Source organism: Neobacillus mesonae (assembly GCF_001636315.1).
In the GTDB taxonomy this organism is placed as follows: Bacteria; Bacillota; Bacilli; order Bacillales; family Cytobacillaceae; genus Neobacillus; species Neobacillus mesonae.
The window spans coordinates 5,473,529-5,485,489 of sequence record NZ_KV440949.1 but is presented as its reverse complement, the minus strand read 5'-3'; the positions used below and the strand labels follow the sequence as shown (position 1 = coordinate 5,485,489).

The following is an 11,961-nucleotide window of genomic DNA, read 5'->3' as shown; positions in this document are numbered from 1 at the left end:
AATACAACGCTTTACATATTAGAATAATTGCTTTTATTTATAGATTCAATAATTACATAAGAAACTAGAAATTCACCACATTAGGGTTTATTTTTTAACATTCAAATAATTATTTGACCATTTTATTTTTACATCATATACTAATATTCAAACGGACATTTGAATAAGGAGAGGAGATATATGAAACATAATGATATTTGTGAAATATCCTGTTTCGATGAAGAAAAAGTAAATCGTGTCAAAACTGCCATTTCTCAAAAAGACACAATAAACGTTTCACAAATATTTAAAGCGTTGTCTGATGACACTAGGATTAAAATTGCCTTTGCATTATGTGAAGAGGATGAGTTGTGTGTATGCGATGTAGCGAATATTATAGGGAGTTCAACAGCTACTGCATCCCATCATTTACGACTACTTCGGAATTTAGGGTTAGCGAAATATCGTAAAGAAGGCAAATTAGTGTTTTATTCACTCGACGATGATCATGTAAGACAACTGATTCAAATCGCCTTCACTCACCAAATGGAGGGAAAATCACATGAGTAGTGCCGCTTTAGAAAAAGCAAATGAAAAAAACGTGTACCGTGTTCAAGGATTCACCTGAGCTGGCTGCGCGACAAAGTTCGAAAAGAACGTAAAACACCTGGATGGTGTTTCTAATGCAAGTGTAAACTTTGGTGCTTCAAAACTAACGGTTTATGGTGAAGCATCAATTGAAGAATTAGAAAAGGCAGGAGCTTTTGAAAATATTAAAGTATATCCTGAGAAACAAAAAGTGGTTGAGCAAAAAGAGCCGTTCTTACAAAAGCATTCAACGGTCATTGTTTCAATGGTTTTCTTGCTTATTGGTTGGTATTCAGGGCACATAAATGGTGAAGAGAGTATTTCTACGATATTAGCCTATGGCGCATCTATTTTAGTAGGCGGTTATAGACTATTTCGTACCGGAATAAAGAATTTATTTCGTTTAGAGTTTGATATGAGAACCTTGATGACGATTGCTGTCATTGGAGCTGCGTTTATTGGCGAATGGGGTGAGGGTGCTACTGTTGTGATTCTATTTGCCATCAGTGAAGCGCTTGAGACATACTCCATGGATAAAGCTCGTCAATCCATCCATTCTTTAATGGATATTGCACCGAAGGAAGCCTTAATTCGAAGAGGAACGAAGGAATTTACAGTTGAGGTCGATGATATTCAAATAGGCGACATCATGATTGTGAAGCCAGGACAGAAAATTGCGATGGATGGAATAGTCGTAAAGGGACTTTCGGCAGTAAATCAAGCTGCGATTACCGGTGAATCTGTCCCTGCAGCAAAATCAGTGGATGATGAAGTGTTTGCCGGAACGTTAAATGAAGAAGGATTGCTTGAAGTCAAAGTAACGAAACAGGTAGAAGACACAACCATTGCCAAGATTATTCATTTGGTTGAAGAGGCTCAAGCTGAAAGAGCTCCGTCTCAGGCTTTTGTCGATCGATTCGCAAAATATTACACACCCGTTATTATGCTCATTGCACTCGGTGTAGCTGTTTTGCCGCCGCTATTTTTTGGAGCAGCTTGGGATAAATGGATTTATCAAGGATTAGCCGTTCTAGTGGTAGGTTGTCCTTGTGCGCTTGTGATTTCCACACCAGTTTCGATTGTAACCGCCATTGGAAATGCTGCTCGAAATGGTGTACTTATTAAAGGCGGAATTCATTTAGAAGAAATGGGAGCCATTAAAGCGATCGCCTTTGACAAAACGGGAACTTTAACGAAAGGAATTCCAGCGGTTACCGATTACTTGCCTAAGCCAAATATCGATTCAAATGAATTGTTAAACATTATTGCTGCATTAGAAAATGGCTCTCAGCATCCATTAGCTTCAGCTATTATGAAAAAAGCAGAAGATGAACAATTACTCTATCACAGTGTTACGATAGAGGACTTCTCTTCCATTACAGGTAAAGGAGTTAAAGGCATCTACAAGGGTGTGACGTATTATGTTGGCAGCCCTAAGTTATTTGATGAAATCCTGGCCAAAGGAATTCCCTATGAATTAAATACCCAAATTTCTGACCTGCAAAATCAAGGAAAAACGGTGATGGTTGCTGGAACTGCAAATGAAGTATTGGGGCTAATTGCTGTTGCCGATGAGTTAAGACAAAACAGTAAGGGCGTCATCGAAAAACTTCATTCTTTAGGAATTCAAAAAACCATCATGTTAACTGGAGATAACTATGGAACCGCCAAAGCGATTGGAAAACAGGCAGGAGTTTCCGATATTAAAGCAGAACTTTTACCTCAAGATAAATTAACCTTTATTAAGGAGCTAAGAGGTAAATATGAACATGTGGCAATGGTTGGCGATGGGGTAAATGATGCGCCAGCATTAGCAGCATCCACGGTCGGAATTGCTATGGGTGGAGCTGGTACAGATACAGCCCTTGAGACTGCTGATATTGCGTTGATGGCAGATGACCTTGGAAAACTGCCATTTACGGTAAAGCTTAGTAGAAAAGCATTAACCATTATCAAACAGAACATCACCTTTTCTTTAGGAATTAAACTAGTGGCATTGTTATTAGTCATTCCTGGGTGGCTCACGTTGTGGATTGCCATTTTTGCAGATATGGGTGCTACTCTAATTGTCACACTAAATGGTTTAAGACTCCTCCGAGTTAAAGATAAATAATAAGTGGCTTCCTTTTCTTTCGGGAAGCCTTTTTGATAACAAAAATTAGTACATTGGGTGATTGACCCTGTTCCCAGCCGCCATTATAAAGGCGAACCATTTATCACTTGACCGGACATGCAGCCGTGCTTTCGGTCTTTTTTTTATAATACCTATCATTGGCAATTAACTGAATATTTTGTTTAAATTTAATTAATTACTGTCTTGACCACCTTCTGATTAAAAGAGAAAGATTCCTCGTAAAGAATGGTAGTCAGTTTGATGGAATAGAAAAGAGGTGCCAATATGGATAAAGGAAATATTAAAGAAATCAATGAGATTATTACGATAGGAAGGGTACTAACAGACCCTAGTGATCTATTTAGCTACTCTTTTGATGCTTCTTTTGGAACCTATATCCCCGAAGTTGTGGTACAGGCGAAGGATGTCCATGAGATCGCAGAACTGGTTAAATTCGCAAATCGAGCGCTTATCCCGATTACTCCACGTGGGCAAGCGACCTCTCTTAGCGGTGGACCATTGCCTGTAAACGGGGGGATCGTTCTGGATATGTCGACCATGAATGAGTTAATAGAGATTGATACGGAAGATTTAACAGCTGTCGTTTCTCCAGGGGTCCTCACTTCAAAGATTCATCAGGCGGCAGAAAAGGTTGGGCTTATGTATCCACCGGACCCGAGCAGTTCACATGTTTCAACAATCGGTGGTAATCTCGCAGAAAATTCAGGGGGCCCTCGTGGGTTAAAGTATGGCGTTACAAAGGACTATGTCATCGGTCTAGAGGTGATTACACCTCAAGGGGAAATTATCCATACTGGGGGTAGAACTGTTAAGAATGTGACTGGTTATGATTTAACGAAACTGATTGTCGGCTCGGAAGGTACGCTAGGCATTATAACGAAAGCCATTTTGCGCTTAATCCCAAAGCCGCCGGCATCTGAAACGGTAATGGCTATATTTGATAGTCTGATGGATGCAGGAGCAGCCATTTCAAAGATTTTAACATCTGGAATCTTGCCTGCGAAGCTGGAATTAATGGATCAAGCGTCAATGGAGGCAGTGGAAAACTATGAACCTTCTGGATTGCCAATCGATGCCGAAGCGATGATTTTGATTGAATTAGATGGACATCCAGCAGCTGTTAAAGATGAAGCTCAAAAAGTATCCCATTTATGTTTAGAAGTTGGGGCGCGGAAGGTAAAAATTCCGCAGACGGAAACCGAAAAAGCAGATGTGTGGAAAGCGAGAAAGCTAGTTTCTCCAGCTATTGTTCGAATCAAACCTACTAAAATCTCTGAGGATGCAACGGTGCCGAGAAGTAAAATTCCGGAAATGTGCCGCCGTCTTCAAGAGATTAAAAGAAAGTATAACATTCATCTGGTCGTCTTTGGCCATGCGGGAGATGGCAATCTACACCCCAATATTATTGCCGATAAATCTGATAAAGAAGAAATGAAACGCGTAGAACAGGCAGTGACAGAAATTTTTCAATCAGCTATTGAACTAGGCGGTACACTTTCTGGAGAGCACGGCATTGGAACGATGAAATCGCCCTTTATGGAAATGGAGCTGGGGGAGGCCGGGTTAGATATGATGAAAAAAATTAAACATGCATGGGATCCCAATAACATCCTTAATCCGGGAAAAATATTTCCTCAACCGGGACAAAAGCTGGTGTTAAGTGAATGATTCAGGATCTTGAGCTAATAAAGAAAGAAATAAAATATGATAAAACCCTCAACTGTGTACAGTGCGGCTACTGTCTGCCTGTTTGTCCTACCTATATCACAATGGGAAAAGAAACCCATTCTCCTAGAGGGAGGATTAATTTAGTGAAGATGGTTGGGGAAGGAAAAATGACCGATTTGTCGATTATGGAAGAACCAATGGATTTGTGTCTCGGCTGCAGAGCGTGTGAAACGGCTTGTCCCACAGGTGTTCAATATGGAGAAATTTTGGAGGGCGCCAGGTCGGTCATGAAAAAGTCGAAAAAAAGCCCCATGTTACAAACTATACTTCTTAGCAAGGTGATACCCAGCCACAAAATGATGGAGCAGGCCGGTAATGCATTTTGGCTTTACGAAAAAAGCGGAATGCAGACAATGCTGAGAAAGTCGGGGCTTTTGGATAAACTTCCAGCTCATTTAGGAACCTTTGAGTCGATTATTCCGGCAGCAGTTTCGCCAAAAGAACGGGCGCGATTTCCAAAAAGGGTACAAATGGAATCACCAGGGGTAATGGCTCAAACGGGGACGGACCAAAATGGGGAGAAAAGGGAAAAAAAGTATACAGTAGCCTTTTTTACGGGCTGTATCATGGATGCCATGTTTCGGCGCATTAATCAATTATCTGTAGAGCTCCTAGCAAAGGCAGGCTGTGAGGTTGTTATGATGGAAAATCAAACCTGCTGTGGTGCCCTTCATGCCCATACAGGTGATATGAAAGAGAGCAAGAAGCTTGCAAAGCAGAATATTGCTGCATTTGAAAAAGAGAACGTAGATTTTATTGTCAATAACGCCGGCGGCTGTGGAGCTATGCTGAAAGAGTATGACCGCCTACTTGAAGATGAACCAGAATGGCTGGAAAGAGCAAAGGAGTTTACTGAAAAAAATAAAGATATATCTGAAGTATTGGTGTTGTGTGGCGGCATTCCAGTTATCAATCATCCCCCTGAAAAGGTTACATACCAACGTTCGTGTCATATGACCAATGTTCAGAAGGTGAAAATAGAACCTGTTCAGCTAATAAAGAGCATCCCAAATGTAGAATTGATTGAAATGAATGAAGGGGATATGTGCTGCGGTTCGGCAGGAATATATAACATTGTGAATTACGAAGCCTCAATGGAGATTCTTGATCGAAAGATGGGGAACGTAAAGGATACGTTAGCAACAACCATTCTCACCACAAACCCAGGGTGTTTACTGCAAATGAAGTTAGGTGTTAAGCGGGAAGGATTGACGCAAAAGGTAAGAGTGCTTCATCTTGTCGAATTTCTTGCTGAGGCTGCAGGCGTTTCATCATGGTGATCTAAATTTGGGGTCAGTCCCCCAGCGCATTAAGGTTTTAGTGCACTGGGGGACTGACCTCTTTTTTTGTGTTGACATTAAAACATTATCAATGATAAAATATAAAATTTGATAAAATTATTCTAGTGTGGTATCCTTAAAAAGATTACCAATATGGAGTGAGCAGTAATCCACAAAAATCATTCAAGAAGGTGTAAAAGTTTTACCTCAATATAAAGGTTTTCTTTAAAAAATGAAAATAGGAATCCTCTTCAACTCATAGATATCAAGAACTTCTTTATTTCATCACAATATTAGGTATTTTTCTTATTTCTTCTTCACAAAAACGATATTTTCCCGAATGAGTTAATAAAAGTAATAATTTGGTTTTACACCCCTGATTCACACTGGCACGGTCAAGGAGCCGTAAGGATGAAAGAGAGGCAGGGCTTTCGTTGTTTTAGGAATATCAATTTTTTTATTATCGAGAATTTTCGAATTTTGATTTATGGACTGGATATTGCAGCATTAGTAGTTTTCATCATTTCCATCTATTAATGGAGACAAATGGCAAATAGTTAGTATTAACAACCATGTTCCTTCTTTGCTATATGAACGTTTTATATGATTACTGAATCGCCGTCTCACTTTTTAAATACTTTGGTATTTGATCTTATTTTAAGGATTAAATCCTTTTATAAGGAAAAAAGTTTTTAAGGGAATAAATAAATTGGAGGTATTATTTTTGGACAAAACAAAATTAATAAATGCAGTTTCACAAAAATCGGGGATAACTAAAAAAGAAGCAGAAATAGCTGTAGAGACTGTAATTGAAGTCATCACACAATCACTAGTTGGCGGAAAACCTTTTGCACTTATAGGGTTTGGTAAATTTGAGGTTTGTCAACGGGAAGCTCGTACTCGAATCCACCCTAAAACGGGGGAAGAATTCATTATCCAAGCGGGTAAAGTCCCTGTTTTCCGGGTGAGTAAGTCATTGATACAACAAATGTAAGTTAAAGGGATATCCTTTTCTAAATTAAGATGTGCCGCTCGTTATGAAAATAAGTTTTTCTGCGTTAAACAGTACATTGCATATCCATAAAGTCATCTCCATGATTTTATCATGGGGATTTTTTAAAGGATTCGGTAACAGATGATAACGATGAAGACGGGATCACTGCACGGAGGTCCTGTTTTTTTGTTGATCATTCGGTTTAGCATGCTTCAGTTACTAATACTTAAAATTGTATGCGGCATAAACGTGGACTCCGAGCTTCAAACGTTCATAACGTTTCATTAAAAGAATAGCGAATACAGAAATGCATTCAATCAAGAAATTTAGTCTAAAATAAAAAATAGTAAACAGATGAAGGGGTTTTTAGGTATGACAACATTTCATGAAATGGGCATTAGTGAGTCCATACAAAGAGCGATTACGGATATGGGATTTGAAGAAGCATCGCCAATTCAAGAGAAAGCCATTCCCGTAGCTTTGACAGGGAAGGACATTATTGGTCAAGCACAGACGGGTACAGGAAAGACGGCTGCTTTCGCCATACCAATCTTGGAGAAAATAGATACGAGTAAAAAATATGTTCAGGCGATTGCCATTGCCCCAACAAGAGAATTGGCTATTCAGGTTTCAGAAGAGATTAATCGACTGGCGAAATACACAGGTATAACTTCTCTCCCTATTTATGGAGGGCAGTCTATTGATCGCCAAATTAAGGCATTAAAAAAGGGCCCTCACATTATTACGGGAACACCTGGAAGACTTTTGGACCACATTAAACGTAAAACGCTAAAGTTAGACCGAATTTCTGTTGTGGTTTTGGATGAAGCTGATGAAATGTTAGATATGGGCTTTTTAGAGGATATCGAACGAATTCTCAAAGAGACACCTGAAGATAAACAAACCTTGTTATTCTCAGCAACCATGCCCAAACCAATTCAAAATCTTGCAGAAAGGTTTATGAGAGATCCAGAGTTAGTAAAGATGAAAGCGAAGGAAGTTACCTCTCCAACTGTAGAGCAAATTTATTACGAGGTTAATGAACGAGATAAATTTGAAGTGCTTTGTCGTCTACTAGATGTCTATAACCCAGAATTAGCCGTTATTTTTGGGAGAACAAAAAGACGGGTAGATGAATTAAGTGATGCGTTGAATAAAAGAGGGTACCTTGCTGAAGGCTTGCACGGCGATTTAAATCAACGACAAAGAGATGTTGTGATGAATAAATTTCGTGAGGGAAACATTGATATTTTGGTTGCAACCGATGTAGCTGCAAGGGGTATTGATGTTTCTGGGGTTACCCACGTCTACAATTTTGACATTCCTCAAGACCCAGAAAGTTATGTTCATCGAATCGGCAGAACGGGGCGAGCAGGTAAGACGGGGTTAGCTATTACATTTGCTACACCAAGGGAAATTGGACAGATTCGCAGTATTGAGAAAGCCTCCAAAGGAAGGATCCAGCGCAAACCAATACCAACCGTTGCAGAGGCAAAAGAATCAATCCAGAGAGTCGCTTTAGAAAAGATGGTTCATTTGGTTGAAGAGGAAGAGTACAAAGAATTTAAACAATCTGCAGGCGAATTGCTTGAGCAATACGATGCGATAGCGTTAGTTTCAATTGCCTTGAAATTATTGTCGAAGGAACAAAGAGATGTTCCCGTTCAGCTAACTTCCGAAACACCAAGATATGCCAAGAAGCCTAAAATAAAGGTAAAAGAAAAACGAAGGGTAAACTATAAAGGAAATAAAGAATTTGGAAGAAAAGGAGGAAATGGTAAAAATAAAAAAACGCCAAATCCTCATAAGAAAGGTTTATAAATTGAATTAAAGGGAATTAGGGTCAGTCCCCAGCGCATTAAAGCTTAAGTGCACTGGGGGACTGACCCCTTTTTTCATTATTTTTTTAATACCCCTTTTTCTTTATAATATTTCTCTGCACCTGGATGTAATGGGATACCGGCTAACCCATCAGTTGCGTTTTCCAATTTCATATTTTTAGCTGCAGAAATGCTGCTTCTAATCGTATCAATATTTTCCCACATTGCTTTTGTCAATTCATACACCTTTTCTTCAGGCATATCCTTTGGTACGACGATCATGTTCTTTTGACTTACAGTTGTTATGTCTTGATCCTGGCCCTCGTATGTCTTGGCTGGAATCGTATATTTATATAACCACGGATATTCTTTTGTAATTTTTTCGATATGTTCATCGTCAATGCTGATTAGCTGGCCATCCTGTGTTGTAATTTCAACAACAGCTGATGCGGGAATTCCTGCTTCAATCAGGGCACCATCGATTTGCTTATTTCTCATTAAATCTGTTACTTCTGTGAAGCCAACATATTGTGCCTTTACATCGTTAAAGTCCATGTCAAACGATGAGAGGATCTGCTGCGAGAGCTCTTTTGTGGAGCTTCCTGGCGCCCCGGGGACAAAACCTTTTCCCTTAAATTCCTCTATTGATCTAATCTTCGAACCTTTACGGACAACCATCTGACCTACGTTAGGATAAAGGGAGGCAATGACGCGCACATCTTTATAAGCCCGGCCCTTAAATTTATTCGTACCGTTATAGGCATCGTACAAAACGCCTACAGTTGTGAACCCCATATTGAGCTGGCCTTCCATCATCAGATTCAAATTCTGTACACTCGCATCGGTTGCTTGCGAGGACACTTTCACATTAGGGACTTTTTCATTCCAAATCTTTGCTAATGTAGCTCCCATAGGGTAGTAGACACCAGTTGTCGTCCCCGTACCAAAGTTTACTTCAAGCTTTCCATCAGCGCTTTCATGTCGTTTATTATCATTTTTTGAGCTGTTAGATGATACATTGCTGCTTCGATTACACCCAAGCAAAGAAAGGGATAGGACTAAAATGGTTATCAATATTAAATATGAACGTTTCATCATTCATTTTTCCTCCAATTTAAGTGAATTATTGTTTTAACTAGATATGGAATCAACATCTAGCTGCTTCTTAGCTAATATCGCCATATCTGCTTTTTGCCATAGGAAAACACCTACAAGGACCGCGATTCCAATAAGATCGGTATAGATCCCAGGGTAGATCATTGCCAAACCGCCTGCAGTTAATAGCAATCTTTGAATGATGTTAAGCTTGGTTAGGAACCAATTAGAAAGTCCAGCGGATAACGCAACCACTCCCACAGCTCCAAATAAACCTGCAACGATACTTTCAAGCGTACTTCCTCCCGCAAATAATAGGGAAGGGTTTAACAAGAAGAAATAAGGTATTAAGAAACCAATGATTCCAAGCCGCACCGCGGTAAAAGCTACTTTGAAAAATGGTGCTTTGGCAATTCCGGATGCTACCATTGCGGAAAGCGCTACCGGCGGTGTAATATCCGAGAGTGCAGCAAAGAAGAAGGCAAACATATGCGCAACAAGCAAAGGGACTCCCATTTCTGCCAGTAATGGTGCAGATATTGTTGCCGTAATAATGTAGGAAGCCGTTACAGGGACTCCCATTCCGAGAACAATACAAATGAGCATGGTTAAAATGGCGACAATGTAGAGATTATTGCCTGCTAATGCGATAATATTGTTGCCAAGAGTTAGTCCTAAGCTAGTTACCGAAATGGTTCCAATGATGATCCCGACAATCGTACAGGCGGCACCCACTGTAAGGACACCTTTTGCACCTTCTTCAAGGGCAGCAGCAATTTCCTTTAACCCCATTCGAGTTTCTTTTTTAAACCAGCTAACCACGACAGTTGAAATCATGGACCATACTGCTGCATAAAGTGGGGTAACACCGCTTATAAGCAGGGCAACAATTACAATTACCGGGATGATCAAATGACCTCTTGTTTTCAAGACATTTATGATATTGGGTAATTTTTCTTTAGGCAGTCCTTTGATTCCCATTTTTTTTGCTTCAAAATGAACAGACATAAAACACATAAAAAAGTATAAAATTGCTGGAATAGCCGCAGCTAACATAATGGTTCGATAGGGAATACCTAAAAATTCTGCCATGACAAAACTAGCAGCACCCATGATTGGCGGGGCAATAACGCCGCCTGTTCCAGCAACTGCTTCCACAGCGCCTGCGAAATGACTTTTAAATCCGGCTTTTTTCATTAATGGAATGGTTACAGTGCCGACTGCTGCTGCATTCGCTACACCGCTGCCGTTAATCATTCCCATAAATCCGCTGCCGATAACAGCAACTTTCGCTGGACCTCCGGCAGATCTTCCTGCAATCGCGAGGGCTAAGTCATTTATAAAATCAATAAAACCACTTTTTCGTAAAAAAGCCCCGAATAATATGAAGAGATAAATATAAGTTGCGGCAACACCGATGACAACCCCAAAAATCCCTTGAGTCCCCCACCACATCGTATCAATGACACGTTCAAAGCTTAGTCCAGAATGCCCGAAAACTCCGGGAATGTATTTGCCGAGAAAATTGTAGGCCAAAAAAATAGCAGCTAAACCAGTCATAACATTCCCCGCGGCTCTTCTGGCAGCCTCGAAAGCTACTAAAATACCTAGGCCTCCAAACCAGAAATCTAGCGGAATATGTAATCCTGTTTGAGCATAACCGTCATAGTTTAATAATAGAAAACCGACAGATGCGATCGAGGCAGTGATACACACCCAGTCCCAAATGGTCGGCAGTTTTCTAGGTTGTCCCGCTTTTTTAGTTGCAGGTATTAATAAAAAGATCATAATCGTTAAAAATCCAAAAAACCATGCACGTGATTTAATTGCTTCCATTATTCCAAAGCTTGAAACGTAAATTTGGAAAATAGACCAGATAATAGCTAAAGAAAAGATGATTTTGGCCATTGGACCAAGGTAAAACCGAATCGAATGGGATTCTCCAATCTCGGCTAATTCTTCAATTTCTTGTGTTTGCATCTTGGTTTTTGTATCTTTTACCACTGGCTTTCCTCCTTTTTTATCGTAAGTATCGATAGAATTTATTTCTCCAATCGTCACCTCCCTGTTTAAAAATAAAAAGCCAGTCGAAACCAAGCCGGATAGGTTATATATCCAACTTGCTTTTAACTGGCAGCATGGTCCGAGGGAAGCAATTTGGCGTTAATTGCAATCGAACCTTAACAGTTAATTTCAGCATCTGCTATTTAATAAAATAGTAAACGTTTACATAAACTTTATAATATTCCAAATAGTTTGTAAATAATAAAAATCCAAATAATCCCATATAACTATTAATTAGCCAAATATTGTAAATGAGAGATATTAAATACGCATTGCAAT

8 protein-coding genes are annotated in these 11,961 nt (G+C 39.7%); 6 read left to right on the top strand and 2 right to left on the bottom strand.

The features are described 5' to 3' along the window. Window positions 1-180 precede the first annotated feature (180 nt). From A6749_RS25795 to A6749_RS25770, 6 genes are all read left to right on the top strand, one after another. Window positions 181-549: an ArsR/SmtB family transcription factor gene (locus A6749_RS25795; RefSeq protein WP_066399454.1), complete on the top strand. Its 369-nt coding sequence runs from the start codon at window positions 181-183 to the stop codon at window positions 547-549. After that, the gene (locus A6749_RS25790; RefSeq protein WP_084797987.1) at window positions 542-2,680 is read left to right on the top strand and encodes a heavy metal translocating P-type ATPase; all 2,139 of its coding nucleotides are present in this window, start codon (window positions 542-544) and stop codon (window positions 2,678-2,680) included. The genes A6749_RS25795 and A6749_RS25790 overlap by 8 nt, the downstream gene beginning before the upstream one ends. Before the next feature lie 285 nt (window positions 2,681-2,965). Further along, on the top strand, window positions 2,966-4,369 hold the full coding sequence (locus tag A6749_RS25785; RefSeq protein WP_066399451.1) for an FAD-binding oxidoreductase: 1,404 nt from the start codon (window positions 2,966-2,968) through the stop codon (window positions 4,367-4,369). Further along, window positions 4,366-5,709 carry a (Fe-S)-binding protein gene (locus A6749_RS25780; RefSeq protein ID WP_066399448.1) on the top strand — a complete coding sequence of 448 codons (1,344 nt, stop codon included), beginning with the start codon at window positions 4,366-4,368 and terminating at the stop codon, window positions 5,707-5,709. Before A6749_RS25785 ends, A6749_RS25780 begins: the two co-directional genes overlap by 4 nt. A 724-nt stretch (window positions 5,710-6,433) precedes the next feature. After that, a complete protein-coding gene (locus A6749_RS25775; protein ID WP_066399446.1) occupies window positions 6,434-6,703 on the top strand; it encodes an HU family DNA-binding protein in 270 nt (89 codons plus the stop codon). 429 nt (window positions 6,704-7,132) lie between these two features. Then, window positions 7,133-8,524, top strand: coding sequence for a DEAD/DEAH box helicase (locus A6749_RS25770; protein WP_407937520.1), 1,392 nt, complete (start codon window positions 7,133-7,135; stop codon window positions 8,522-8,524). 77 nt (window positions 8,525-8,601) lie between these two features. Here A6749_RS25770 and A6749_RS25765 read toward each other — a convergent pair whose 3' ends face one another. Both A6749_RS25765 and A6749_RS25760 read right to left on the bottom strand, forming a co-directional pair. Continuing rightward, window positions 8,602-9,621: a TAXI family TRAP transporter solute-binding subunit gene (locus tag A6749_RS25765; RefSeq protein WP_084797986.1), complete on the bottom strand. Its 1,020-nt coding sequence runs from the start codon at window positions 9,619-9,621 to the stop codon at window positions 8,602-8,604. A gap of 33 nt (window positions 9,622-9,654) precedes the next feature. After that, window positions 9,655-11,622 (bottom strand): TRAP transporter permease, encoded by a 1,968-nt coding sequence (locus A6749_RS25760; protein ID WP_236719737.1) that lies wholly within the window; start codon window positions 11,620-11,622, stop codon window positions 9,655-9,657. Between the last annotated feature and the right edge of the window lie 339 nt (window positions 11,623-11,961).

Excerpts from the sequence above, each read along its gene's own strand:
- A6749_RS25795 (WP_066399454.1), top strand. The coding sequence starts at position 181 with ATGAAACATAATGATATTTGTGAAATATCCTGTTTCGATGAAGAAAAA.
- A6749_RS25785 (WP_066399451.1), top strand. The coding sequence starts at position 2,966 with ATGGATAAAGGAAATATTAAAGAAATCAATGAGATTATTACGATAGGA.
- A6749_RS25780 (WP_066399448.1), top strand. The coding sequence starts at position 4,366 with ATGATTCAGGATCTTGAGCTAATAAAGAAAGAAATAAAATATGATAAA.
- A6749_RS25770 (WP_407937520.1), top strand. The coding sequence starts at position 7,133 with ATGGGATTTGAAGAAGCATCGCCAATTCAAGAGAAAGCCATTCCCGTA.
- A6749_RS25765 (WP_084797986.1), bottom strand. The coding sequence starts at position 9,621 with ATGATGAAACGTTCATATTTAATATTGATAACCATTTTAGTCCTATCC.